Below are 26,546 nucleotides of genomic sequence, written 5' to 3'. Positions count from 1 at the left end.
AGCATGGGTTTTCGCTTCGCTCAACCCATCCTACGACAGCGTCTTATTCCGGCTTCAGCAAAATATGCCGCTTCTTGCCGAGAGAGAGCTTGATGAGGCCCTCCGGCGTCAGCTGATCCGGGGTCAGCAACATCTTCTCATCATTGACGGCAACGTCATTGACCCGCAATCCGCCGCCTTTGATCTGGCGGCGCGCTTCGCCGTTCGAGGCGACGAAACCGGCATTCACGAAGGCTGCGAGAACGCCGATTCCGGCATCCAGCTCGGCACGCGGAATATTGACGGTCGGCAGACTCTCGGCCAGCGCGCCTTCTTCAAAGGTTTTCCGCGCGGTCTCGGCGGCGGCGTTTGCCGCATCGCGGCCGTGCACGACAGCGGTGGCTTCCGTCGCGAGGATCTTCTTAGCCTCGTTGATCTCCGAACCGCCGAGTGCTGCGAGCTTCGTGATCTCGTCGAGCGGCAGCCGCGTGAATACCTTCAGGAAGCGGCCGACATCGGCGTCTTCCGTATTGCGAAAGTATTGCCAGAAGTCATACGGGCTGAAGAGGTCGCCATTGAGCCAGACGGCGCCGGAGGCCGACTTGCCCATCTTCTCGCCGGAGGATTTGGTCAGCAGCGGCGTGGTCAGTGCATAGAGCTGCGGGCCGCCCATGCGGTGGCTGAGATCGACGCCATTGATGATGTTGCCCCACTGGTCCGAGCCGCCCATCTGCAGGATCGTGCCATAACGGCGGTTGAGCTCCGTAAAATCGTAGCCCTGCATGATCATGTAGTTGAATTCGAGGAAGGACAGCGACTGGTCGCGGTCGAGGCGCAGTTTCACACTGTCGAAGGACAGCATGCGGTTGACCGAGAAGTGCCGGCCGACATCGCGCAGGAATTCGACATAGTTCAGCTTCAGCAGCCAGTCGGCATTGTTGACCATCAGCGCGTCGGTCGGGCCGTCGCCATAGGTCAGCATCTTGCCGAAAATCTTCTTGATGCCCTCGATGTTCTCCGCAATCTTTTCGACGGTCAGCAGGCTGCGCTGGTCGTCACGGAACGAGGGATCGCCGACCATCGAGGTGCCGCCGCCCATCAGCGTGATCGGGCGGTGCCCGGTCTGCTGAAACCAGTACAGCATGGTCACCGAGATCAGGTTGCCGATATGCAGGCTGGTCGCGGTGGCGTCATAGCCCACATAAGCCGTGACCGGTCCCTTGAGGCAGGCAGCATCCAGCGCGGCCGCGTCGGAGACCTGATGGATCAGGCCGCGCTCGTGCAGCACATTGAGGAAATCGGACTTGTAGGTGGTCATCGGTTCGGGACTCGGGTCTGAAGGTTTTACGCCGCTTCAACGCATCGGCGGCATGCTGGCGGTGGTTAGGCCGTGCCAGAGTGCCGTTAGGTATAAGATTGGGCGGTTCGGCACAAGTTTGGACCGGAATTCAGGGGATTTTGCGTGACCAAGGCGCTGTGGGCGATCGGGCTGATGAGCGGAACCTCAATGGACGGGGTGGACGTCGCCATGATCGAGACCGATGGCGAGCGGGTCCTGGCTTTCGGCCCATCCGGTTATCGGCCCTATAGCGAGGCCGAGCGGGCTCTGTTGCGACAGTCACTGAGCAATGCGGTTGGCTTGGCCGATCGCAATGCGCGGCCGGGCGTGCTGGCCGAAGCCGAGCGGGTGGTGACGGCCGCCCATGCCGAAGCGGTCGAGGCCTTCCTGTCCGCTCATGACATTGCGCGCGAAACTGTCGATCTCGTTGGCTTCCATGGCCAGACCGTTTTGCACCGGCCTGCCGATCGCCTGACCGTGCAGATCGGCGATGGCGAGGGACTGGCGGCACGTCTGGGCTTGCCCGTGGTCTACGACATGCGTGCGGCCGATGTTGCCGCGGGCGGGCAGGGGGCGCCGCTGGTCCCGGTCTATCACCGTGCGCTGGCGCGGGGGCAGGGTCGCAGTGGACCGTTGATTGTGGTCAATATCGGCGGTGTCTCCAACATCACCTATATCGATGGCGATGAGGTGCTGATTGCTTGCGACACTGGTCCCGGTAATGCGCTGCTCGATGATTTCGTGTTTCAAAACACAGGGCGACCGTTCGATGCTGCTGGTGCGCTCGCAGCGCAAGGGCAGGTGGACGAGGCGTGGGTCGTTCAGGCGCTGCAGAATCCGTTCTTCAGCGTGTCGCCTCCGAAGTCGCTCGATCGCAACCACTTTGCAGCTCTGAGTGTCACGGGCAAATCGTCGAGCGATGGCGCCGCTACGCTCACAGCTTTCACCGCCGCAAGCATCGCAGCGATTGCTCCGCTGCTGCCGAAGCCGCCGCATGTATTTATCGTGGCCGGGGGCGGGGCTCGCAATCCGACATTGCTATCGATGCTCGGTGACCGCATCGCGCCAGCGTTGGTCGAGAGTGCCGATGCGCTGGGCTGGTCAGCCGATGCGATGGAAGCGCAGGCTTTCGCGTTTCTGGCCGTGCGCAGCCTCAATCGGATGCCGCTCACATTTCCGGGCACGACCGGCGTCGCGGCTGCGCTGACAGGCGGCGTGCTTGCGAGGCCTCCAGGTTAGCAAGGTGATTCGTAGGACCCCGCGATCTGCCCATCGCGATGTTGGGACACGCTTGCTAGCAAACACTGATCCGTGATCGCCCCATTAATTCTCGTGATCAGATCGGTAATTTACTGCCTTGGAGACAGGCTGTTTGTTGCTCAAAACACACAGAGCGCAAATGATGCTGCGTCAACCGACCGCGGCCATTGTGTCGCAGGATTGCTGCCAACAGATTGACGTCGAGCGGCCGCGAGTGCGGCCCAAAAAAGACGCGATGCCGGATCGCAGAACGCATGATCGTTCGCTCTCGGCCTCGCCTTGGAGGCTTCATGACGACGATCAAACAGGTAATTCTCGGTTCGGCGGCAGCACTGATGGCCATCGGCAGCGCGCAGGCAGCGGATCTTCCGGTCAAGGCGAAGGCCGTTGAATATGTGAAGGTCTGCTCGCTTTACGGCGCGGGCTTTTATTACATTCCGGGCACCGACACCTGCATCAAGATCGGCGGCGCGATCCGCATCGATACGACGTTCAATGGCGGCCCCTATGACGCGCCATTCTGGCAGGGTGGTGCCGGCGGCAACAATCTCTGGACCAAGAACTACTACCTCACCCGCGAGCGCGTAAATCTGACCACGGATACGCGCACCGCCACGGAGTACGGCACGGTCCGCACTTATGCGAATTTCCAGCTCGATTTCACCCAGGATCGCGACAGCATCGCCGGCGGTTTCACCGAGGTCGATTTCGCCTTCATCCAGTTCGCAGGCTTCACCTTCGGCAAGGCGGTGTCGCAATTCGATCCGCAATGGGCGCTGACCAAACCCTATATCTCGTCGGGCTTCCTTGCCGGCTCGAACAACACGACCGGTCTGCCGCAGATCGCCTACACCGCTGAATTCGGCAATGGCGTATCGGCATCGATCTCGCTTGAAAACGCGTCGCCCTATCGCAATGCCGGTCTCTACAATACCGCGAACTTCATCGTGGCCCCCGGTGCCGGCCAGTTTGGCAACCAGAATTACGGCACGGTATCGAACACGTTCCTCGGCAATTCCTATGGCGGCAACCACATTCCCGATATCGTCGGCAATGTCCGCCTCGACCAGAAGTGGGGCTCGCTGCATTTTGGCGCGGCGATGCATACGATCACGCCTGGCTTCTGGGGCGCGAATCAATCCTTCGGCCACGCCGATGATTCCTACGGCTTTGCGGTCACCGGCGCGGTTGAATTCAAGAACCTGCCGACCGGCGCCGGCGACAGCCTGAAGCTCGAGGCGTCTTACGGCAAGGGCGCGACCAAATACGTCTTCGGCGGCGGCACGCTGGATACGCAGGGCGGCGGCCGTTTTGCGAAGTTCGAGGGCAACACCGTCGGCTTCGGCTATCTGCTCGATGGCGTGTTCGCGCCGAATGGCCAGATCCAGCAGGCTGAGACCTGGCAGATCAGTGCGTTCTACGAGCATTACTGGAACACAAACTGGCGCACTTCGCTGTTCGGCAACTACAGCCACATCTCCTATGGCGACGGCGGCAATGCGTTGCTCGCGGCGGCGTTCAGCCCGGCAGGTGGTCGGCTCGGCACCAGCACCGCGGCAGCGCCGACGGGCACCAATGCCGGCAGTCTCTCGGACACGACGAACAATTTCGATTTTGCTATCGCCCAGATCGGCACGCGCACGGCATGGACGCCGGTCAAGAACCTGACGCTCTCGGCCGAATTCACCTATACGCGGCTCGATCAGAATCTCGGCGGCACCTATACGGGCAATGTCACCGGCCGACCCGCGGGGCAGGCTTACGAGATCCGCGACCAGAACCTGTATAACGGTTCGGTGCAGATCCTGCGATCGTTCTGATCGCAACACCTGCGCAACGAAAAAGCCCTCGGCCGGTCGGCCGAGGGCTTTTTGTTTGATACTCGCAGCAGTGCTTAGCGCACGTTGGCGAGGCGCATGTCGAGATAGCTGGTCACCGATTCCATCAGCGGCTCGAGCTTGTTGTCGAAGAAGTGGTTGGCGCCCGGGATGACCTGCTGGTCGATCACGATGCCCTTCTGGGTCTTCAGCTTTTCGACCAGCGTATTGACGTCCTTGGCCGGCACCACGGCATCCTTGTCGCCATGGACGATCAGGCCCGAGGACGGGCAGGGCGCCAGGAACGAGAAGTCGTAGAGGTTGGCCGGCGGCGCGATCGAGATAAAGCCTTCGACTTCCGGGCGGCGCATCAGAAGCTGCATGCCGATCCAGGCGCCAAAGGAGAAGCCGGCGACCCAGCAGGCGCGGGCTTCGGGATTGATCGACTGCGCCCAGTCGAGCGCGGCCGCGGCGTCCGAGAGCTCGCCGGTGCCGTGGTCAAACGAACCCTGGCTGCGGCCGACGCCGCGGAAATTGAAGCGCAGCACCGAGAAGCCGCGATGCACGAAGGCGTAATAGCACTGGTAGACGATCTGGTGGTTCATCGTGCCGGCGAATTGCGGGTGCGGATGCAGCACCATCGCGATCGGCGCATTCTTCTGCTTGGCAGGATGATAGCGGCCTTCGATACGGCCGGCAGGGCCTGCAAAAATAACTTCGGGCATCGTGATCCTTGGTCCCGGTCTCGGCGCGGCGGTCGTCAGCGCGCCCGGTGAGACGGGCAATCGGCGCCGCAGGAGGCCGCGCCGGGTGGAGTGGAGGCCGCGTTCTACCATAAGCGCAGGGGCGAAAAGCAAGCATATTGAACGCATCAGGTGCGGCCGGGCGCGCATTCGGTGCCGGTTTGGTCTAAGAGACGCAATCAGGATTGCAGGAGATCAGGTTTGGCGCGGGAGCGTGTCTATCTCGACTGGAACGCGACCACCCCGCTGCGCCCCGAGGCGCGGGCGGCGATGCTGGCCGCCATGGATGCCGCCGGGAACCCGTCATCGGTGCATAGCGAAGGCCGGCAGGCGCGGCGGATCGTCGAGGATGCCAGAGCCGCCGTCGCTGCGGCCGTTGGTGCCGAGGCGCGTCAGGTGGTTTTCACCTCGGGCGGAACCGAGGCCAATGCGCTGGCCCTCGTGCCGGGCATCGCCCGGAAGGGCGGGGCACCGGTGGAGCGGTTGATCGTTTCGGCTGTCGAGCACCCCTCGGTGATGGCGGCGGGAAGGTTTGATACAAAGCTATCAATGATGCTCGACGTTGACCGGAACGGGGTGGTGGATCCCGCCCGATTGCAGGCTTTGCTGGCGGGCGGGCCGCCGGCGCTTGTGTCGGTTATGCTCGCCAATAACGAGACGGGAGCGCTGCAGCCCGTTGCTGAAATTGCTCAAGCGGTCCGTGACGCAGGCTGCGTCCTGCATGTTGATGCGGTGCAGGCGTTTGGCAAGATTTCGATCGATATCAAGGAATTGCAGGTCGATCTTCTATCGATTTCTGCGCACAAGATCGGTGGCCCCAAAGGCGTCGGCGCGCTGGTGATTGGCGACAATCTCACGGGACCCGAGCCAATGCTGCGTGGCGGCGGTCAGGAGCTGTCGCGGCGTGCCGGGACGGAGAATGTGATCGGAATCGCGGGCTTTGGCGCGGCTGCAAAGGCCGCTGTCGCAAGCCTGCCTGACATGGCGAAAATTGCCGAACTGCGTAAAATTCTTGAGGCAGGCTTGCGGCAACACAATGGCATCACCGTGTTCGCCCAGGATGCTTCCCGCCTGCCGAACACGATCCTGTTCGGCGCCCCCGGCCTCCGTGCCGAGACGGCTGTGATCGGATTCGACCTCGAAGGTATCGCGGTATCGTCGGGTTCCGCCTGTTCCTCTGGTAAGGTCCAGCCATCCCATGTCATTGAGGCCATGGGCTTCGGGCCGGAACTGACCCGTAGTGGTATCCGGGTGAGTCTTGGTTGGACGACCACGGAAAGCGACGTCCAGCGGTTCCTGGAGGCTTGGAAAAAGCTCGCGGGATCATTAATTAAGTAGAGCGACGAAACAGAGGTTGAACGGTTCTAAGGCTGGTGATTTTCCCGCCGGAACGTCGTAAAGACCCCAGCAAGTTCTGAATTTTGGTTTGGTTATGTCCACCGCGGTCCTTGAAACCGCGAGCGGAGGATTGAATGGCTGCCGTACAAGAGACGATCGATCAGGTCCGCCTCATCGATGTCGATCAATATCGTTATGGATTCGAGACTGACATCGAATCCGAGCTCGCCCCGAAAGGGCTGAGCGAAGATATCGTCCGATATATTTCCGCGAAGAAGAACGAGCCCGACTGGATGCTGCAATGGCGTCTCGAGGCTTATCGCCGCTGGCTCACCATGGAAGAGCCGACCTGGGCGCGCGTCGATTATCCGAAGATCGACTTCCAGGACATTCACTATTATGCGGCGCCGAAGAAGAAATCGATCGCCTCGCTGGACGAGATCGATCCCGAAATTCTGAAGACCTATGAGAAGCTCGGCATTCCGCTGCGCGAAGTCGCGATGCTGGAAGGCGTCGAGCCGCAGCCGGGTGACGAGAATCCCGAGCGGCGCAAGATTGCCGTCGACGCCGTGTTCGATTCGGTCTCGGTCGCCACCACCTTCCAGGCCGAGCTGAAGAAGGCCGGCGTGATCTTCATGCCGATCTCGGAAGCCATCCGCGAACATCCCGATCTGGTGAAGCAGTATCTCGGCACGGTCGTTCCGACCTCCGACAACTTCTACGCCACGCTGAACTCGGCCGTGTTCTCCGACGGGTCCTTCGTCTACATCCCGCCGGGCGTCCGCTGCCCGATGGAGCTGTCCACTTACTTCCGCATCAATGAGCGCAACACCGGCCAGTTCGAGCGCACGCTGATCATCGCCGACAAGGGCGCTTACGTGTCCTATCTCGAAGGCTGCACCGCACCGCAGCGCGACGAGAACCAGCTGCATGCCGCCGTGGTCGAACTCGTCACCCTCGACGATGCCGAGATCAAATATTCGACGGTGCAGAACTGGTATCCGGGCAATTCGGAAGGCAAGGGCGGCATCTACAATTTCGTCACCAAGCGTGGCGACTGCCGTGGCAACAATTCCAAGATCTCCTGGACCCAGGTCGAGACCGGTTCGGCGATCACCTGGAAATATCCGAGCTGCATTCTCCGCGGTGACAACTCCCGTGGCGAGTTCTACTCGATCGCCATTTCGAACGGCTATCAGCAGGTCGATAGCGGCACCAAGATGATCCATCTCGGCAACAACACCACCAGCCGGATCATCTCCAAGGGCATCGCGGCCGGCAAGTCGCAGAACACCTATCGCGGTCTCGTCACGGCGAACCGCAAGGCGAAGAACGCGCGCAACTTCACCGCCTGTGACTCGCTCCTGATCGGCGATCAGTGCGGTGCGCATACGGTGCCGTATATCGAGGCGAAGAACTCGTCGGCTCTGTTCGAGCACGAAGCGACCACGTCGAAGATTTCCGAAGACGTGCTGTTCTATTGCATCCAGCGCGGCCTGAGCCAGGAAGAGGCCGTCGGCCTCGTGGTCAACGGCTTCGTCAAGGACGTGCTGCAGCAGCTGCCGATGGAATTCGCTGTTGAAGCGCAGAAGCTGATCTCGATCAGCCTCGAAGGCTCGGTCGGTTAAGTCACGCACAGGTCCTCATCCTGAGGAGCCGCGCAGCGGCGTCTCGAAGGATGAGTTGGAAGACATCGTTTCGGTCCGTCCTTCGAGACGCGCGCAAGGGCGCGCTCCTCAGGACGAGGGCCATACATAAGGAAAGCTGAAATGCCCGCTCTGCTCGAAGTGAAGAACCTGCAAGTCCGTGTCGAGGATCGCGAGATTCTCCATGGGCTGACGCTCACCGTGAACGCCGGTGAAGTCCATGCCATCATGGGCCCGAACGGTTCGGGCAAGTCCACGCTGTCGCACGTCATCGCCGGCAAGCCCGGCTATGAAGTCACCGGCGGCGAGATCCTGTTCAAGGGCGAGGACCTGCTCGAGATGGAGCCGGACGAGCGCGCCGCCAAGGGCGTGTTCCTGGCGTTCCAGTATCCGGTCGAAATCCCCGGCGTCGCCACCATGACGTTTCTCCGCACCGCGCTGAACGCCCAGCGCAAGGCGCGTGGCGAGGACGAGTTCTCGACCCCGGATTTCCTCAAGAAGGTGCGCGAAGTCGCCGCCTCCCTGAACATCCCGCAGGACATGCTCCGCCGCGGCGTCAATGTCGGTTTCTCCGGTGGCGAGAAGAAGCGCAACGAAGTGCTGCAGATGGCGCTGTTCCAGCCGAGCCTCTGCATCCTCGACGAAATGGACTCCGGTCTCGACATCGACGCGCTCCGCATCGCTTCGGAAGGCGTCAACGCGCTGCGCTCGTCGGAGCGCGCCATGGTGGTCATCACCCACTATCAGCGCCTGCTGAACTACATCGTGCCCGACCACGTGCATGTCATGTCCAAGGGCCGTGTCGTGAAGACCGGCGGCAAGGAGCTGGCGCTCGAACTCGAAGCGTCCGGCTACGCGCATTATGAAGATGCGGCGGCCTAAGCGAGATCATCATGAATGTAGCTGTAGCAAAGACAACGACGGGCGCGACGCTGGACGGCACCTTTGCCGCCGCGCGCGGTCGTCTGCCGGGCTCCGGGCCGGTCACCGAGACGCGCCAGCGCGCCTTCGATACCTTCGCCGTCAAGGGTTTGCCGAACCGGCGTGTCGAGGAATGGAAGTATACCGACCTGCGCAAGCTGCTCGGCGATGTCGCGCCGCTCGCGGCTGCGCCCGATGCTGCTGCGCTGGCCGAGGCGCGCAAGGCTGTCGCTGCGCTGAAGGATGGCGATACGCAGAAGCTGGTGCTGGTCGATGGCGTGCTTGCCGCCGATCTGTCCGATCTGTCAGCCGGCAACGGCGTCACTATTCATGCGCTCAGCGCCGTACTGGCGGATGAGGCCAGCGCTGCGCGTGCCGACCTGCTGCTCAGCAAGGTCAATGACCCCATGCTGTCGCTGAATGCGGCTTTCGCGACGGATGGCGTGATCATCAGCGTGGCCGATGGCACCGATCGCGAAAAGCCGCTGCAGATTGTCCATGTCACAACGAAGCCGAAGGTTGCGTCCTTCACGCGTTCGCTGATCCGTGTCGGCAACAATGCCAAGGTGACGTTGGTCGAGACGTTTGTCGCGACCGAAGCGGCCAAGGCCTATCAGGTGCACGACACCACGGTGATTTGGGTCGGCGACCACAGCGACGTGCAGCATGTCCGCGTGATGGAAGACGCGCTCGATGCGGCCTCGATCGCCAGCGCTATCGTCACGGTCGGTGCGAAGGCCAAGTTCAACACGTTTAGCCTGACCACTGGCGGCAATCTCAGCCGCTATCAGAGCTTCATCACGCTGGCGGGCGAGGGCACCGAGCTCTCCACCAACAGCATTCATCTGCTGCGCGGCCAGCAGCATGCCGATTGCACCTTCGTGATCGACCATGCCACGCCGGGTTGCCTCAGCCGCGAGAATTTTCGCGCGGTGCTGGATGATCGGGCGCATTCGGTGTTCCAGGGCAAGATCAATGTGCACCAGATCGCCCAGCAGACCGACGGCAAGATGATGTCGCGCGCGCTGTTGCTCTCGGACGATGCCGAGATCGACAACAAGCCCGAACTCGAAATCTTCGCCGACGACGTGCAGTGCGGCCACGGCGCCACGGTTGGCGCGCTCGATGACAGCCTGCTGTTCTATCTGCGCGCCCGCGGCCTTCCCGAGAAGGAAGCGCAGTCGCTGCTGATCCAGGCGTTCGTCGGTGAAGCGCTGGAGTCGATTGTGAACGATGATCTGCGTGACGTGGCGATTGGCGCTGCGGAGCGCTGGTTGGGCACGCGGGTGTAATGGTTCGTCGTCATTGCGAGGAGCGTAGCGACGAAGCAATCCAGTTCTTTATTCACTGGGCTTCTGGATTGCTTCGCTTCGCTCGCAATGACGGCTGAGAGGAATGTTGGAATGACGATGCATCCTGCAGTCATTGATGGCTCCTATGACGTCGCGCTGATCCGTGAGGATTTCCCGGCGCTGGCGATGCAGGTCTATGGCAAGCCGCTGGTCTATCTCGACAACGCGGCCTCGGCGCAGAAGCCGAATGCCGTGCTCGATCGCATGACCGAGGCCTACAAGTCCGAATATGCAAACGTGCATCGCGGGCTGCATTACCTCGCCAATGCGGCGACCGAAGCCTATGAGGGCGCGCGCACCAAGGTGCAGCACTTCCTGAATGCGAAGCGCCCGGAAGAGATCATCTTCACGCGCAACGCGACCGATGCGCTCAATACCGTGGCTGCGAGCTTCGGTGGCGAGAACATCAAGGAAGGCGACGAGATCGTGGTCTCCATCATGGAGCACCATTCGAATATCGTCCCCTGGCACTTCTTGCGCGAACGCCATGGCGCCGTGATCAAATGGGCGCCCGTCGATGACGAAGGCAACTTCCTGATCGACGAGTTCGAGAAACTGCTGACGGATCGCACCAAGATCGTCGCCATCACCCAGATGTCGAATGCGCTGGGCACGCAGGTGCCGGTCAAGGAAGTCACGGCCATCGCGCATGCCCGCGGCATTCCGGTGCTGGTGGACGGCAGCCAGGCGGCCGTGCATGGCGTCGTCGATGTGCAGGACATCGATTGCGACTTCTACGTCTTCACCGGACACAAGCTGTACGGCCCGACCGGCATCGGCGTGCTCTATGGCAAATATGATCGCCTCGCCAAGATGCGCCCCTATGCGGGCGGCGGCGAGATGATCCGTGAAGTCTCGAAGGAGTGGGTCACCTATGGTGATCCGCCGCACCGGTTCGAGGCCGGCACGCCGGCCATCGTCGAGGCCATCGGTCTTGGCGCTGCCATCGATTACGTGAACTCGATCGGCCGCGAGCGCATCGCGGCCCATGAGCATGATTTGCTGACCTATGCGGAAGGCAAGCTGCGCGAGATCAATTCGCTGCGCATCTTCGGCTCGGCGAAGACCAAGGGGCCGGTGATCTCGTTCGAGATCGAGGGCGCGCATGCCCATGACATCGCCACGGTGATCGACCGCCAGGGCATCGCGGTGCGTGCGGGCACGCATTGCGTGATGCCGCTTCTGGAACGATTCAATGTGACGGCCACCTGCCGCGCGTCGTTCGGACTGTATAATACCCGCGAAGAAATCGATCATCTCGCGCAGGCGTTGATCAAGGCACGGGAGCTTTTCGCATGAGTGACACCGCTGAGGCCAAGATTCCGGAGATGGAGACCGTTTCCGCGCTGGATCCTGCTGAAACCGAGCGCATGGGCACGGAAATCGTCGCCGCGTTGAAGACCGTGTTCGACCCGGAAATCCCGGCCGACATCTACGAGCTCGGCCTGATCTACAAGGTCGACATCAAGGACGATCGCGGCATCGATATCGACATGACGCTGACCACGCCGAACTGCCCGGCGGCGGAAGAGCTGCCGACCATGGTGGAGAACGCCGTGGCCAGCGTGCCCGGCGCCGGCATCGTCAAGGTCAACATCGTCTGGGAGCCGACCTGGACGCCGGACCGGATGAGCGACGAGGCCCGCCTCGTGCTCAATATGTGGTGAGCGTCGCGTCCAACTGAATTCGCCGTTGGCGGCCTTGAACCGCCCAAGGGACTGAACACATGACTGAGATGACACCGACCACACCAGCTCCTGCCAAGCCGAAGCCGCGCCCGCGGCCGCAGGTGATGCGTCTGACGGACGCCGCGGCCGCGCGCGTGATGGCGCTGACCCAGCGCGCCGATTCCGAGATCATCGGCCTGCGCGTCGGCATCAAGAATGGCGGCTGCGCCGGCCAGTCCTACACCGTCGAATATGCGCACGACGTGAAGCCGACCGACGAGGTCGTCGAGGACAAGGGCGTCAAGATCCTGGTCGATCCCAAGGCCGTGCTGTTCCTGCTCGGCACCGAGATGGACTACAAGACCGACAAGATGCAGGCGCAGTTCGTGTTCAACAACCCGAACCAGATCAGCGCGTGCGGCTGCGGTGAGTCCGTGCAGTTGCAGCCGGCGAAGGTGGATTAGGCCTGTCTGTCATCGCCCGGCCGTGCGCGCAATTGCGCGCTAGGACCGGGCGATCCAGTAAACTCAGGTCTGCCAGTGTGTACTGGGTCACCCGGTCAAGCCGGGTGACGACAAGTGAGAATGGCTTTCGCATTCACACGCGCCATCCTACACTTTCCCCATGGACCGCGACTTCCTCTCCGACCTGTTCGCCGGCTTCGGCCCGGTGACGATCCGCCGGATGTTTTCCGGCTTCGGCGTCTCCGCCGACGGCATCAATTTCGCGCTGGTGCTGCGCGGTGCGATCTATCTGCGCGCCGACGAGAACTCGATCCCGCGGTTCGAGGCGGAGGGATCGCAATGCTTCCAGTATGAGATGAAGGGCAAGCTGCGGATGATCGCCTCCTATTGGCGATTGCCGGAGCGGCTGTATGACGATCCCGACGAGGTGACGGAGTGGGCGCGCACCGCGCATGCGGCGGCGATCCGGGCGGCGGTGAAGAAGGCGGGGAAGAAGAAGGGCGTGAAGAAGAAAGCGACGAAGAAGACAACGAAGAAGAAAGTGGCGAAGGCGCCGGCCAAAGCTGCAAAGAAGATCAAGACGACAAAGAAAGCCAAGTAGCTCCATCCCTCATCCTGAGGAGCCGCGCAGCGGCGTCTCGAAGGATGGCGGCAAGCGCCGGAGCCGGGCTAGCTCATGGTTCGAGACGCGCGCCAAGCGGCGCGCTCCTCACCATGAGGGACGGAGTGGCGCTACGCCACCTGGAACGTGATCTCGCTCTGATATTCCGGATCGACTTCGCAGATCACGCGGTTGCGGCCGTTGCGCTTCGCGGCATAGAGACACGCATCGGCGCGGCCGATCAGACTGTCCATGTCGTCGCCATTGGTGAGCATTGAGACGCCGACCGAAATCGTCACGCGGCCCAGAATCTCGCCGGTGGATTTCTTCTTCAGCTCTTTCGACATCACCGCGCGGCGGATGTGATCGGCCACCGTCAGCGCCTGGCGCAGCGGCGTGTTCGGCAGCACCACGGCGAATTCCTCGCCGCCGTAACGTGCGGTGATGTCCTGGCCCTTGATGGTCTGCTTCAGCGACATGCCGACGAGACGCAGCACCTGGTCGCCGGTGAGATGGCCGTAATTGTCGTTGAACGACTTGAAGTGATCGATATCGAGCATCAACAGCGACAGCGGCTCGCTGCGTTTCTGCGCGTGTTCGATGGCGGCCAGTAGCGCGCGGTCGAAATATTTGCGGTTACCGAGCGCGGTGAGGGGATCGGTGAGGCTCTCGGCGCGAATGGCCTCCAGGCTCTGCTGCAGCGTCGAGACTTCGGTGCGCGAGGTGAGCAGGCGCTCTTCCAGCGCCTTGTTGGTGTCATGCGCCTCGCGGGTGGATTTCACGAGGGTTTCGATCACCGCCTTTAGCGCTGCGGGATCGCGCGCGTTGTCGAGGCTCTTGCTGGCGCCGTTCAGGCTGGCGTTGAAAGTCACCGCCATGTCGAGCGCATCATTGATCAGCGTCATCACGTCGTCGATCTCGCCGATCACGCGCGCGCCCACATGGTCGATGCGGTCGGTGACGCGGGCCTGGGAGAGATAGGTGTCGTGGATCTGGTCGAGATCGGCATCGCTGAGACGGCCGTTGCGGGCGAGCGTCTCGTTGATCACCTTGTTCAACGCCGGATTGTAGCCGGTCGCGTACACGTACCAGATCTCATAATTGCGCGGAATCGCGGGCTGGCGCAGCGAGCGAATCTGCCCAAGAGCGATGTCGGCGAACGCCAATGTGCGTTCGAGGTCGTCGAGGCTTGCGGTCACGTCCTGTGTCCCCAAGCGGCGCTAAAGCGCGCCGCCCTCACTTGCGAAATGTCAAAAATATCGCCGTGAAGCTAAGGGAACTGTGTGAACGGCAGGTAAATAATCGCGGGCGATACTACCTATGCGCGTGCCCGGATCGGACGTAGGAGAAATGCGGGCAGGTGCGAGTGATCGCCCGGCTCGAAATCCTCCTCGCGACGCGGACGCGGAGCCTGCGGGCGGCCGATGGAGGGCGGCAGCGACGCGGGCGATGCGGCGACCGGCTGCTGGCCACCATTGCGGTCCTCGTTCGGGCGACGATCGCGCTCGCGGCGCGGTTTGCGCTCGCGCGGGGCTTCGTTCTCGGGCGGACGGGTCTCGTTCGCAGGGGCACGGGCCTCGCTCGCGTGGGCGCGGGGCTCGCGCTCGGGGCGTGCGGCACGATCCGGACGCGGCTCGCGCTCACGACGGCCATCGCGGCGACCGCCGCGCGGGGCATCGGCATTGGCTTCGCGATTGCCGCTGCGGCGACGACCCGAACGCGGAGCCTCGGCGGAATCGGTGGATTCGTCGGCGACCGGCATCGCGGCAAGCGCAGCGCTCTCGTGCTTGGCGATGGTGGTGCCGATCAGCTTCTCGACGGCGGCGATGGACTTCTGGTCCGAAGGCGACACCAGCGAGATCGCAAAGCCGGTGCGGCCGGCGCGACCGGTGCGGCCGATGCGGTGCACGTAGTCGTCGGAGTGATGCGGGATGTCGAAATTGAAGACGTGGCTCACCGCCGGAATATCGAGGCCGCGGGCGGCGACGTCGGAGGCGACCAGGATCGGGATTTCGCCCTTGCGGAACTGATCGAGGGCCAGCAGGCGGGCGGATTGCTCCATGTCGCCGTGCAGGGCGCCGACAGCGAAACCGTGCTTCTGCAGCGATTTGGCGAGCGTCGCCACTTCGCGCTTGCGGTTACAGAAGATGATCGCGTTTTTGAGGTCTTCGGCTTCGCGCAGCAAGGTGCGGAGCACTTCGCGCTTCTGCCAGTCGTCGCGGCCGACGGCGACCTGGGACTGGGTGATGGTGGAGGCGGCGGTCGCGGGTTTTGCGACTTCGATCTTCACCGGGTTGTGCAGGAAGGTCTCGGTGATGCGGCGGATTTCCGGCGGCATGGTCGCCGTGAAGAACAGCGTCTGGCGGGTGAACGGCACCAGCTTGCAGATGCGTTCGATGTCCGGGATGAAGCCCATGTCGAGCATGCGGTCGGCTTCGTCGATCACCAGCAATTCGACGCCGGTGAGCAGCAGACCGCCGCGTTCGGTGTGGTCGAGCAGGCGGCCCGGCGTGGCGATGAGGACGTCGACGCCGCGATTGAGTTTGAGGTCCTGGTCGCCGAAGGAGACGCCGCCGATCAGGAGCGCCACGTTGAGCTTCTGGCCGGAGCCGTATTTGTCGAACTGCTCCTTCACCTGGGCGGCGAGTTCGCGGGTCGGCTCGAGGATCAGCGTGCGCGGCATGCGGGCGCGGGCACGGCCCTTTTCGAGCATGGTCAGCATCGGCAGCACGAAGGCTGCGGTCTTGCCGGTGCCGGTCTGGGCGATGCCGAGCACGTCCTTGCGGGCGAGCGCGTGGGGAATCGCCTGTTCCTGGATGGGAGTGGGGGTGGTGTAGCCAGCGGCCGTGACGGCGGCGAGAACCTTGTCGGACAGGCCGAGATTGGAAAAGGACATTGAGCCTCTGTTATGGGGCCATGAGTCTATCGACTAACGGGGTATCGCTCATTCGATGCCGTATCGAGATCATGCCTCTGGTCGAAACCGCCGCTTGGATTCTCGGAAAAAGCCATCACGCCTACCCCCGGAGCGGCACGCAAACATGCACGGGGATCGCTGGGCGCTGACAGGCGGCTTACTCGAGGCATCGCGTTTCGATGCCGGGCCGCTTCGAGCCGGAACATAGGCCGGAATCCCCGGAAGTCAATGCGCCGCAGCATTGGAACCACCCAAAAAGCTTAATGTTTTCGGGAAAATGGCCCGGAAATAGGGGGCTTTCGGGGCCGCCGCGGGGCTCGGGGCCGTAGGATGGGTTGAGCGGAGCGAAAACCCAACACCTTTCCTTGCCGCAGGCTCCGCCGATGGGTTTTCGCTGCGGCGCTAACGCGCCTTCGCTCAACCCATCCTACGACCTGCTACCAAGCGTAACGCACCACACCCTTGCCGGCGTAGCTCCTGGTCACATCCGAGAACTCGCCTTCGAACGTGCCCGCCACCGACCAGCCGTTCATCCATTTCAGTTCGGCCGACGCCGACGTCAGCGCCGTGTGCTTTGCGAGCGACGCGCCGTTGACGCTGAAGCTTGCACCGGGGAGCGACTGGAAGGTCGCTGAGGCCGAGCGGTCGCGATTGGTGTCGTGCGCCCACGCCGCGCGGCCGCGCAGTGTCAGGATCGCGTCGTTGACGGCGAAGGACTTGTCGCTGCGCAGGCCGAGCTCGCTGCGCGGCGAGAGCGCGGTCTTGCCGGCATAAGCGAGAGCAAAGGTGTTGCTGCCGGCGACGACGCTTTCCGTGTAGGAGGGCAGGTCGAAGGCCGTGACCTGGAAGGCAGCATAAGGCGTGAGGCCGATGCCTGACATCCACGGCGCGACGAAGCGGTTGCCGACTTCGACGCGGCCCGAATAGCTGTTGGCGTTGAAGTTCGCGCGCAGCTGATCGAAGCCGCCTGATGTCACCACGCGATCGGTGGTGATGTCCTGCCAGCCGTAAGCTGCAGCAGCGGTGATGTAGGCGGAGCCGACGGTGTGTCGGATGAAGCCGCCGATCTGGAATAGATCAGAGCGGCCTGTGCCGCCACCATCCACCGAGAAGTTGGTGCCGCCACCGGCCATCGAGAGGCCGGCGACGGTGAATGGCGACAACCAGTAATCCGCGCCGACAGCCATGCCGTAGATGCTCGACTTGCTGTTGCTGGTGCCGGCGACGGCATTGCCGTCGGTGGTCTGCGAACCGCCGAAGCCTGCTGCCCACACATTCCAGTGCTCCTGCAGAGTCGCGACCGGCGCCTTGCGATGCATCGATGCGAAAGCATCAGTCGGCGCGCGCTTGCGCGCATAGGCCATCGCTTCATCAGCATAAGGTACGGCGCCAGGTGCTGCTTCGCCGCGGCCGGCGGCGAAGGGATCGCTCATCATGCCCATGAACATGGTCGCGGCATCGAACGCGGTCTGCTGGCTGCCGGGCCCGATTTCGCCAGCGGCCTGCAACAGGCCTTTCGTATCGAGCGCACCGAAGGCGAGGGGGATGCCGCCGGTGCGATTGAAGAAGTCGGTGAGCGTGCGGGCGACGCGGGCGTGATTGTCGCTCAGCCCGCCCGTGGACGATGCATTCGGGCTCGCGCCCAGCGATGTGTAGTCCAGCGTCAGGTTGAGATAGGCGTTGTTGGCGTCATAGCTGAGGCCGGTCTTGAAACTGGTCGGCAGGTTGGTGTTGACCACCGCGCCAAATGTGCTGCCGCCGAGTCCGCCGGTGGCGTTGACGATCGTGGTGTTGTTCTTGACGTAGCTGCCCGGCGCGAAATTGGCATTCACCGTCGCGCCGCCGAGATTGGCGGTGCCGGTGACATTGACGCGGCTTGCACCGCCCGGCGATACATCGACCCGATAGGTCGATGCCTGTGTCATCACGAGATCGCCCTGCACGGTGAGCAAGCCGATGAAATTGTTGGGCGCAATCTGGCCGTCATAGGTCGAGCCGGGCCCCAGCGTGCCGCCATTGATCACGGTGTTGCCGACCGTGCCGATGCCACCGAGCGTGCCCGACGCGTTCACGACGGTCATGGATGACGACGCGATCGAACCGTTGACCGTCAGTATGCCGCCATTGACGGTGGTCGCGCCGGAATATGTGCTGGTGCCGGTCAGGGTCAGCCGACCGCTGCCGGTCTTGGTCATGGTGCCGCTGCCGGACATCACGCCGCTGAAGGTCGTGTCATTGGCGCGATTGAAGACCAGCGCCGCATTGTTGGTGATGTCGCCAGTGATCGCGCCCGTGCCGCCGCCATTGCCGATCTGCAGCGTGCCGGCGGTGATCGTCGTGCCGCCCGTATAGGTGTTGGTGCCGGTCAGGACCAGTGTCCCTGCGGCGTTCAGGATGATGCCGCCGCTGCCGGTGATGACATTCGCGAGCGTGACATCCGCGCCGTTGTTGAATGTCACCGTGCTGCCGGCGGCGGCGATCGCAATATTGCCGGTGAGGCCACCCGTTCCCGCCAGCGTCAGCGTATTGGCGCCGCCGGTGAAGCGAATGGCATCGGCGCCAGCACCACCCGCGATGGTGCCGGCCGTATTGTCGATGGTCAGGTTGCCACCGACCACGCCGGCACCATCGGCGCCGTTAGGGCCGTTGGTACCTTGAAAGCTGCCGCTGCCACCGGCACCACCAGCGCCTCCCTGGATCGCCGACTGATTGATCAGCGTGCCGGAACCGGCGAAGAACACGCCGACGCCGCCGTCGCCGCCCGCGCCGCCAAATTCGCCCTGGCCGCCATTGCCGCCATTACCGCCCGTGATCGTCTGCGTCGCCGTCACGCTGACATTCGTGCCCGTGACGAACACGCCATAGCCGCCGCCACCGCCACCGCCGCCGCCACCGGTGCTCACGGCACCATTGCCGCCATTGCCGCCCGTGACCGGACCCGCCAAGGGAAACGACGTCGCGCCATGCGCGCCGCCGCCGCCACCACCGCCGCCCCCGAACACACCATCGGTGCCGTCAGCGCCGGCCGTCGCACCACCGGCCCCGCCTGCAAAGATGCCGTTGCCGCCCGCGCCACCACTGACACCAGCGCCGCCACCGCCGGCGCCACCGAGGCCGCTGCCATTGCCGCCCGCCGTTGCCGTGCCGTCCGCAGCGCTTGTCGAACCACCGGCGCCGCCACCGCCGCCGCCGCTGCCGCCGGTCTGCTGCGCGACAGCCGGTGCGGTCAGCGCCGCCAGCGCGAGCGCCAGCACGCTCGCCGTCAGGCACCACCGTGCTGACGATGTCTTGTTAGCAATCAGGTCGAACGAAGATGGCGACATCGGCGGCGTTCCCAGCAATTGTACCGACGGCTCCGTCGGTATTTCAGATCAAAGCAGCGCGGTGACGCTGCGCGTATCGCGTAGGATGGGTTGAGCGAAGCGATACCCATCACCACATGCGCTGCGGTGATGGGTATCGCTGCGCTCAACCCATCCTACGAATTCACCACGCGTAACGGACGACGCCCTTGCCGGCGTAGCTCCTGGTCACGTCCGAGAACTCGCCTTCGAACGTGCCGGCGACGTGAGCGCGAGGGCGTGCAGTCTGCGTCGGTCAAAGGGCATGATGGTCCGCTTATGCGATGGTTGTTATTCGCGATGTGCGGGACGAGGGATGTCAGGTCAGGCTGGTGCGAAACTCGCGCAGCCCATCGCTTCGCTGACACCGACTCATGCCGAACACACTTTCGCCACGCTTTGGCGATTCGGCAGAGAGGTACAATGCGACCGCTTGTACATATTCGGAAACACGCGGCCTTAACGCAGCTGTGTCGTATCCCGGTCACAGTGTGCCGTTGGCGGGTTGCAACCCGGTGCGGCGCGACGCTGCGCGGTGACCGTCGTCGCCCTCTCGAAGGTGCGCGGCCATGGCTGCAGAGGCGAGTGATATCAGTGCTTGCTGCGCGTCAGCGGTCGTGGTGCCGGTTCGTGCTGCAACTCCGCAGCGGTGCTTGCGGTGTCCGCGGCTCCGCCTTCCTGCCAATCATTCAGCGAATCCGGCCGATGGCTGCTCCATTCAACCAGAGCACCGACGGTGCCGATGGCCGCCGTCGCCACCACGATCTCGCCGGGCGCACCGACGGCGAGCGCCGTGAGGCCCACGATCCAGAACGCAATGATGAAGCCGATGGCGATGCGGAGCGGTGTCGGAATGCTTGTCATGAAACTACCATGCGTCACGCGCTGCGCCTTGGCCGGCGGAGCCGCGCGTTGTGTCGAAGAACTCGCTTTCGAATGCTGTGACGCGTGAAAAGGCGGTTCGGTCGATGCCGCCCTTTCACTGGCCATCGAGCTCCGCTGTTTTCCCCGCGCGCGCAGGGAATGTCCTGAAATGGCGGGCGCTTCAGGCGCTTTTGTTCTGAAGATTTACTGATATTTGCCGCATCAGCGGCGAGCGGCGGCAGTCGCGCGCGCCGACAGCGCGCAGCTCCACGATGCTGGGACGGCGTTGCATTCGCTACCAGGTGTAACGCGCCACGCCTTTGCCGGCATAGCTGCGGGTCGTTTCGGAAAATTCGCCCTCGAACGTGGCGGCGAGCGACAGGCCGTTGGTCCATGCGAGTTCGGCCGAGGCCGAGGTGAGGGCGGAATTTCGCGCGGCGACCGCGCCATTCACCACGAAGCTCGCACCCGGCAGCGACTGGAAGGTCGCCTGCGCGCTGCGCTCTGGATTGGTGTCGTGCGCCCAGGCCGCACGGCCGCGTAGCGTGAGCAGTGCGCCGTCCAGCGCGAAGGATTTGTCGCTGCGCAGGCCGAGTTCGGCGCGTGGCGCTGTCACGGTCTTCGCGGCGTAACCGAGCGCGAAATTGCCGGCGCCGGCGACCAGGCTTTCCGCATAAGCGGGCAGGTCGAGAGCTGTGATCTGCAGAGCCGCATAGGGCGTGAGGCCGATGCCACCCGTCCAAGGTTCGACGAAGCGATTGCCGAATTCGACGCGGCCTGAAAACGTATTGGCGTGGAAGCGGCCGCGCAGGTGGTCGAAGCCCACGGTTGTCACTGTGCGATCGGTTGTTACATCCTGCCAGCCATAGGCCGCCGCCGCGCTGACATAGGTGGAGCCAGTGGTGTGCCTGAGATAGGCGCCGGCCTGGAACATGTCCGAACTGCCGGTGCCGGCTCCCGCCACCGAGAAGGTGTTGCCGCCGGACAGCGCAAAGCCGGCGACGGTCTGCGGCGCCCACAGATAATCGGCGCCGACGGCAAATCCGTAGGTGCGCGACGTCGTGCTGCTCGAGCCCTGCGCGATATCGCCATCGGTGGTCTGCGAGCCGCCGAAGCCTGCGGTCCAGACATTCCAGCGGGCATCGAACACCGGTGCGCGCGGCGCGGCCTTGGTCATCAGGCCATAGGCGTCGCGCTCGGCGCCATTGCGCCTGCCGTTGAGCGGGGCATAAGCGAGGGCTTCATCGGCAAAGGCACTGGGGCCGGGGACGGCCGCAAAGCCGGCGCGGCCGGCGATGGTGGGATCGGTGATCAGGCCGAGGAACAGGTTCATGGCCTGGATGCTGGTCTGCTGCAGCCCGGTGCCGGTTTCGCCGGAGACCTGCGTGAGCCCGGTCGGGCTCAGCGCGCCGAACACCAGCGGAATGCCGCCCGTGCGGTTGAAGTAGCTGACCAGCGTGCTTGCGACATTGCCCTGGTTGGTGTTCAGCGGTGTGTAGTTCGGACCCGGCGTCGGGCCGGGCGGGGTCGGCGGCACATAGCTCAGCGTCAGGTCGAGATAGGCATTGTTGGCGTCGTAGCTGAGCTTGGACGTGAAATTGGTCGGCAGGTTGGTGTTGACCTGACTACCGAACGTGCCGTTCACGCCGAGTGCGGCGTTGAGGATCGTATATTGCCTGGTGATGTAGCTGCCCGGCGCGAAACTCGCATTCACCGTGGCGCCGTTCAGCGTAGCCGAGCCGGTGACATTGGTGCGGTCCGATCCGGCAGGATCCACCTCGATCATGTAGTGGCTGGCCGCGGTGAAGACGAGATTGCCCTGCACATTGAGCGTGCCGATGGAATTGCCCGGCGCCAGCGTGCCGCCGGCGATCCGCGTCTCGCCGACCGTGCCGGTGCCGCCCAGCGTGCCGCCGGGATTCACGGTGGTCAGTGAGGACGATGCGATGGAGCCGTTGACGCTGAGTGTACCGGCATTGACCACGGTCGGGCCAGTATAGGTGTTGAGGCCGGTGAGGATGGTGTTGCCGGGGCCGGCCTGTACCAGCGTGCCCGCATCGCCCGCGTAATCGGAGATGACGCCCGCAAAAGTGTAGGCATTGGAGCGGTTGAAGATCAGCATGCCGCCGTTCTCCACATTGCCGGTGATCGAGCCGGTGGTGCCGCCGTCGCCGAGCTGCAGGGTCGAACAGGCGCAGATGCTGGTGCCGCCGGTATATGTATTGGTGCCGGTGAAGGTGGTGACGGTGCCGCGATTCATGATCTGAACCTGGATCGTGCCGGGAGCACCGTCCTTGATGGTGCCGGCAAACGTCGCCGCAGTGTCATCGAAGCCGATCATGAGAAGGGTGGGATCAGGACCGGAATTGGTCACGGTGCCCGCACCGGTCAGCGATCCGATGATCTGGGCTGCTGTGCCGCCGAGGTCCAGCGTCGCACCTGCTGCGATATTGTGGCGGCTCATGAAGGCGAGCGTGCCGCTGCTGCCAGCCTTCAGCGTGCCGGCCTGGACGTCGGTCAGGCCCTCGTAATTCTGGTTGTTGTCGATCACGAGCGTGCCGGCGCCGCGCTTGATCAGGCCGCCGGGGCCACTGAAGACCTGCGGTGAGTCCGTGAGGGTGAAGGTGGCTGCTGCATCGGCGATGTCGAAGCCACCACCGTTGACGCCCCAGTTGATGGTGCGGGTGGTGCCGCTGAAGCTGGTGCCGGTGATGCGCAGGATGCCGCCGTCGAAATTGAGGTCCCCGCCGATGCCGAGATTGCTGTCGGACGAAACGCTGATGGTGCCGCCGAGAAGGCTGGTGCCGCCGCCATAGGTGTTGGCGCCGCTCAATGTGAGCGTGCCCGTTCCGGTCTTGGCGAGCGAGCCATAGACACCGCCCGGCGGCGCCATGCAGCTTCCGCTGCCGCATTCGCTGATGACGCCGGAAATATCGCTGTCGCGGTTGCTGCCGCCGATCATCAGCTGATAGGCGCCGAGATAGACGTCACCGGCGCCATTGATCGAGCCGATCTTGTTGATGGTGTCGGCGGCCGGGCCGACACTGGCGGAGAAATCGATCCAGCCGCCGGCATTGTTAGTCACATGCGCGGTGCCGCCAGAGGCCTGGTTGGAAAAGGTAAGCCGGCCGTTATTGGTGATCGCTCCGTCAGCTGCGCTGGACGATTGCGTGAAGGCCAGCCAGTGACCACTATTGTTGATGAAGGTCGCAGTGCCGGCCGAACTGGTCCCGTAGAATGCGATATCGCCGTTGTTCGTGATCGTCAGGCTACCGCCATTGATGGTGATGCCGCCGCCCGCGAAGCCTAGTCCGCCCGCATTGGCCAGGGTGTAGGCGCCAGCGCCGGATGTGAGCGTGAGATTGCCAAAACCCATGACAGTCATGCCAAGCGTCAGGCTGGTGATGGTCGATGCACCGAAGAAGGCGGTGTCCCCGGGGGCAGAGCCTGGCAGCGCGCCACCGTCCCAGTTGGTGGGCTCCGTCAGACTGCCAGAGTTAGGGGTCTGGCTCCAGGTGGCGTCCTGGGCATGACCGGGATCGGTCGCGGCGACAGCAGCCAGCAACAGGAGGCAGGCCGAACCGGCCGCACGCGCCATTTGTGCAGGCGTGCGTCTGTCACTCCTTATAGTTGCGTCCATCCCCATTACCCCGCTCCGGTAGTCCGGCGGTATTTCTCACGCGCGCGGGGGAGTGTCTAGAATTGCACCCAGAAATGGCAGTGGCATGTTCTGAAGATTTTCTGATATTTTCTGTTCCAGCGGGCTCTGCTACCGTTATGCGAAGGGTTCTGGCAGAGCTTCCTGCTGTCTTGGGGGAGTCCAGTGCTGCGTTTTGCCGATTTTCAGATCGACCCGCTGCGCGCCGAATTGCGCCGGCTCGATGGTGAAATCATCAAACTGCGCCCCAAGCCGTTCGATATGCTTGTCTTTTTCGTTTCTGAAGCGGGCCGCGTGATTGGCAAACGCGAGCTGATGGAGCGATTCTGGCCGGGTGTGCATGTTGGCGAGGACAGTCTTTTCCAATGCATCCGCGAAATCCGTGCGGTGCTCGGCGACAATCAGCGCCAGATTCTGCGCAACATTTCCGGCCGTGGCTATCTGTTCGAGGCCCAGGTGACCGGCCGTTTGGTCACCGGCAGCTTGCCTGGCACCGATCAAACCGACCTGGAGCCCGTGTCACCCGAAGCGGCCGGTGCCGAGATCGCGCCGTCGGACTCCGTCGATGCTGCGGCTCGTCGACCGACGATCGCGCCGGCCGAGGCGGATGTGGTCCACATACATCCGGATCAGGATGCATCAATCGCAGTTGCCGATCCCGTCATCATCGAAGCCATGGTCAGCCCGCCCGATCAAGGCGTCGCGGTGATTGCGGTGCCGACACAGCGACCACGCCTGTCGCGACGCGCGATAGCGGCGGCCATCGTCGCTGTCCTGCTTGGGGCCGCGGGTGTTGCGATGGCGCCGATATTGGGCTCGCAAACCTTGATGCGGAATGTCCGCCCGACCGTCGTTGTGACATCCATCGTCACCACCGGTGGCGATGCGTCGATGCGCGCCATGGCGGCGGGGGTCACCGATCGCCTCAGCGCCGGCCTGTCGCGGATCGAGAATATCCGCGTGGTCGCCCCGGCGCAGGTGACCGCGCGCGCGTCGCTGGAGCCGTCCTCCGGGCGGGCGCCATCCGGCGACTACATCGTCAATACGGAGCTGTTGAAGGACGAGCAGAACTGGACGTTGCGCTCGCGCATGGAGCGGACGTCGAACGGAGAAATTGCCTGGAGTACGGACGTCACGGTCGCGGGCGGCGATGTCGATCGCGACATGTTGCAGTCGCGGCTGGCGGCCGCCATCGGTCATTCCCTAGCGTTGCGCCTCAATACGATCCTCAACGATGCCGTGGCCGGCGCCAAGGGCGCGCCCGGCAGCGCCAAGGTGGCGGTGGAGCAGGCAACGGCCTCCATCGTGCACACGACGCCGGAGCGCTTTCGTGCCGCCGAAAGCATGTTGCGCAAGGCGCTGGTCGATAATCCAGATAATGTCGATGTGCAGGCGGCGCTGGCGGCGTTGCAATTGCGCGGAATCCAGATGGTCTGGTATCCGGCCGACGAACGCGAGGCCGTGCGCAAGAGCGCGCAGGAGCTGATGGAGCGCGTGCTGCGCGTCAAGCCGACCTATGTGCCGGTGCTGGAAAGCTATTGCCGCCTGCTCAGCGCCACCAATCAGTTCGTCGATAGTCTGGTCGCCTGCGCGCGGGTGCTGTCTTTCGATCCGTGGAACGGGCTTGCCATCTATCATATCGGGCTCAACCAGATCTTCCTCGGCCGTTTCGAAGAGGCGGTGACGAATTTCAAGCTTGCCGATCAGTACGACACGCCGACCGTATCACGCTGGACATGGTCGTTGGGCGCAGGCTTCGCGCTGATCTATCTCGAACGCTATGACGAAGCCTTGCCATGGCTCGAACGCTCGCTGGCGGTGACCCAGGGAACCGGCCGCACGCATTTCATGCTGGTGACGGCCTATCATCAGCTCGGTCGCCATGCGGAAGCAAAGGCGATGCTGCTGAAGGGGCTGGCCTTGCGGCCCGGCGCCACTGCGGACAATATCGGGCCGCCGACGGCAAATACCAGCCCGCGCTATCTCGAAGGCTCGGCCAAGGTGCGTGACATTCTGGTCGAAGCCGGCATGCCGCGGCGCTGACGCACGAAAGCTAAGCGGGCGTCGCCGCCTACTTGCCGTAGGTGCCGAGCAGCTGGCCGAGATTCTGCATCACGAAGGCATTGGCGCGCAGATGCACTTCCTTGCCGTCCTGCAGGCGGACGCCGATCTCATAGGTGGCCGGATCGAGCTGGCGCATGCCGAGCACCTGGCTGATTTCCATAGTCTCCAGTGACGTCTGTGCCGGCTTCGCCGCCTGTTTTGGCGCAGCAGCGGGTTGCTTGGCCGGACGCGGTGCAGGTGCGGCAGCGGCAGGGGCCTGGGCCGGCGTGGGTGCTGCGCCTTGCGCGACTGCGATCGTAGGGGCGAGCAAAGCGGTTGCGAGGACGAGAAATTTCACGCCGGTCTCCTGAATCATCGAACGGAATCGGCTTTGCCTATAGCAGATTGCGGCAGATTTTGTGGCAATCGCCCCATGTCGTCGGCACGGTTGGTCTACCCTGCGATGCAAGACAAATGGCACCGCGCCGGTTACATCTGCGATTGAACCGGCCGCACTGCGGCCTCGACCAAGGTAGACAATTGCGCGGCGGGCATCGCCGCAAATCGGCGCGCGGCGGACCGCCGCAATAATGGGA

General features: G+C 63.5%; 19 protein-coding genes and 1 pseudogene. 11 read left to right on the top strand and 9 right to left on the bottom strand.

The window, feature by feature from the left end; genetic code table 11:
- Positions 1-43 precede the first annotated feature (43 nt).
- Positions 44-1,297 carry a tyrosine--tRNA ligase gene (tyrS, locus tag AC1RQ5_RS18395; protein ID WP_493200842.1) on the bottom strand — a complete coding sequence of 418 codons (1,254 nt, stop codon included), beginning with the start codon at positions 1,295-1,297 and terminating at the stop codon, positions 44-46.
- Positions 1,298-1,441: 144 nt separating this feature from the next.
- Between tyrS and AC1RQ5_RS18390 the strand changes: the two genes are divergently transcribed.
- Together AC1RQ5_RS18390 and AC1RQ5_RS18385 are read left to right on the top strand one after the other, a co-directional pair.
- The gene (locus AC1RQ5_RS18390; RefSeq protein ID WP_493200840.1) at positions 1,442-2,557 is read left to right on the top strand and encodes an anhydro-N-acetylmuramic acid kinase; all 1,116 of its coding nucleotides are present in this window, start codon (positions 1,442-1,444) and stop codon (positions 2,555-2,557) included.
- Between the two features lie 311 nt (positions 2,558-2,868).
- Positions 2,869-4,398, top strand: a complete 1,530-nt coding sequence (locus AC1RQ5_RS18385; RefSeq protein ID WP_493200838.1) for a porin — start codon at positions 2,869-2,871, stop codon at positions 4,396-4,398.
- A gap of 74 nt (positions 4,399-4,472) precedes the next feature.
- On the opposite strand, the gene AC1RQ5_RS18380 is transcribed toward AC1RQ5_RS18385, so the two are convergent.
- Positions 4,473-5,120 (bottom strand): alpha/beta hydrolase, encoded by a 648-nt coding sequence (locus tag AC1RQ5_RS18380; RefSeq protein WP_233021841.1) that lies wholly within the window; start codon positions 5,118-5,120, stop codon positions 4,473-4,475.
- A gap of 219 nt (positions 5,121-5,339) precedes the next feature.
- Here AC1RQ5_RS18380 and AC1RQ5_RS18375 point away from each other — a divergent pair, with 219 nt between their 5' ends.
- The 8 genes from AC1RQ5_RS18375 (at position 5,340) to AC1RQ5_RS18340 (ending at position 13,127) form a co-directional block, all read left to right on the top strand.
- On the top strand, positions 5,340-6,476 hold the full coding sequence (locus AC1RQ5_RS18375) for a cysteine desulfurase family protein (protein ID WP_493200836.1): 1,137 nt from the start codon (positions 5,340-5,342) through the stop codon (positions 6,474-6,476).
- A 134-nt stretch (positions 6,477-6,610) separates the two neighbouring features.
- Positions 6,611-8,104 (top strand): Fe-S cluster assembly protein SufB, encoded by a 1,494-nt coding sequence (gene sufB / locus AC1RQ5_RS18370; protein WP_493200835.1) that lies wholly within the window; start codon positions 6,611-6,613, stop codon positions 8,102-8,104.
- Positions 8,105-8,245: 141 nt separating this feature from the next.
- Complete coding sequence (sufC, locus tag AC1RQ5_RS18365) at positions 8,246-9,004, top strand: Fe-S cluster assembly ATPase SufC (protein WP_493200833.1); 759 nt, start codon at positions 8,246-8,248, stop codon at positions 9,002-9,004.
- An 11-nt stretch (positions 9,005-9,015) separates the two neighbouring features.
- Entirely contained in the window at positions 9,016-10,335 is a 1,320-nt protein-coding gene (gene sufD / locus AC1RQ5_RS18360) for a Fe-S cluster assembly protein SufD (RefSeq protein WP_398476697.1), read from the top strand.
- Between the two features lie 111 nt (positions 10,336-10,446).
- Positions 10,447-11,694 carry a cysteine desulfurase gene (locus AC1RQ5_RS18355; protein ID WP_398476699.1) on the top strand — a complete coding sequence of 416 codons (1,248 nt, stop codon included), beginning with the start codon at positions 10,447-10,449 and terminating at the stop codon, positions 11,692-11,694.
- Positions 11,691-12,062, top strand: coding sequence for an SUF system Fe-S cluster assembly protein (locus AC1RQ5_RS18350; protein ID WP_398476701.1), 372 nt, complete (start codon positions 11,691-11,693; stop codon positions 12,060-12,062). Before AC1RQ5_RS18355 ends, AC1RQ5_RS18350 begins: the two co-directional genes overlap by 4 nt.
- Positions 12,063-12,121: 59 nt before the next feature.
- A complete protein-coding gene (locus AC1RQ5_RS18345) occupies positions 12,122-12,526 on the top strand; it encodes a HesB/IscA family protein (protein WP_398476703.1) in 405 nt (134 codons plus the stop codon).
- 160 nt (positions 12,527-12,686) lie between these two features.
- Positions 12,687-13,127: a TfoX/Sxy family protein gene (locus tag AC1RQ5_RS18340; protein ID WP_493200830.1), complete on the top strand. Its 441-nt coding sequence runs from the start codon at positions 12,687-12,689 to the stop codon at positions 13,125-13,127.
- A 131-nt stretch (positions 13,128-13,258) separates the two neighbouring features.
- Here the strand turns inward: AC1RQ5_RS18340 and AC1RQ5_RS18335 are convergent, their stop codons facing one another.
- The 6 genes and pseudogenes from AC1RQ5_RS18335 to AC1RQ5_RS18310 form a co-directional block, all read right to left on the bottom strand.
- Positions 13,259-14,326, bottom strand: a complete 1,068-nt coding sequence (locus AC1RQ5_RS18335) for a GGDEF domain-containing protein (RefSeq protein WP_493200828.1) — start codon at positions 14,324-14,326, stop codon at positions 13,259-13,261.
- A gap of 119 nt (positions 14,327-14,445) precedes the next feature.
- Positions 14,446-16,023 (bottom strand): DEAD/DEAH box helicase, encoded by a 1,578-nt coding sequence (locus AC1RQ5_RS18330; protein ID WP_493200827.1) that lies wholly within the window; start codon positions 16,021-16,023, stop codon positions 14,446-14,448.
- 458 nt (positions 16,024-16,481) lie between these two features.
- Positions 16,482-19,367 carry an autotransporter domain-containing protein gene (locus tag AC1RQ5_RS18325; RefSeq protein WP_493200825.1) on the bottom strand — a complete coding sequence of 962 codons (2,886 nt, stop codon included), beginning with the start codon at positions 19,365-19,367 and terminating at the stop codon, positions 16,482-16,484.
- Positions 19,368-19,530: 163 nt separating this feature from the next.
- Positions 19,531-19,608: pseudogene (locus tag AC1RQ5_RS18320) on the bottom strand (autotransporter outer membrane beta-barrel domain-containing protein); the annotation flags it as partial.
- Between the two features lie 368 nt (positions 19,609-19,976).
- Positions 19,977-20,249: a hypothetical protein gene (locus AC1RQ5_RS18315; protein WP_493200823.1), complete on the bottom strand. Its 273-nt coding sequence runs from the start codon at positions 20,247-20,249 to the stop codon at positions 19,977-19,979.
- Positions 20,250-20,544: 295 nt separating this feature from the next.
- Entirely contained in the window at positions 20,545-23,847 is a 3,303-nt protein-coding gene (locus AC1RQ5_RS18310) for an autotransporter domain-containing protein (protein ID WP_493200822.1), read from the bottom strand.
- A gap of 225 nt (positions 23,848-24,072) precedes the next feature.
- Between AC1RQ5_RS18310 and AC1RQ5_RS18305 the strand changes: the two genes are divergently transcribed.
- On the top strand, positions 24,073-25,950 hold the full coding sequence (locus AC1RQ5_RS18305; protein WP_493200821.1) for a tetratricopeptide repeat protein: 1,878 nt from the start codon (positions 24,073-24,075) through the stop codon (positions 25,948-25,950).
- 28 nt (positions 25,951-25,978) lie between these two features.
- On the opposite strand, the gene AC1RQ5_RS18300 is transcribed toward AC1RQ5_RS18305, so the two are convergent.
- Positions 25,979-26,308 (bottom strand): hypothetical protein, encoded by a 330-nt coding sequence (locus tag AC1RQ5_RS18300; RefSeq protein ID WP_398476721.1) that lies wholly within the window; start codon positions 26,306-26,308, stop codon positions 25,979-25,981.
- Between the last annotated feature and the right edge of the window lie 238 nt (positions 26,309-26,546).

The sequence above is a fragment of the Tardiphaga sp. GW821-FHT12E02 genome, from assembly GCF_058807155.1.
The sequence above is the reverse complement of the archived record's forward strand: the minus strand, read 5'-3'. Positions and strand labels throughout refer to the sequence as shown.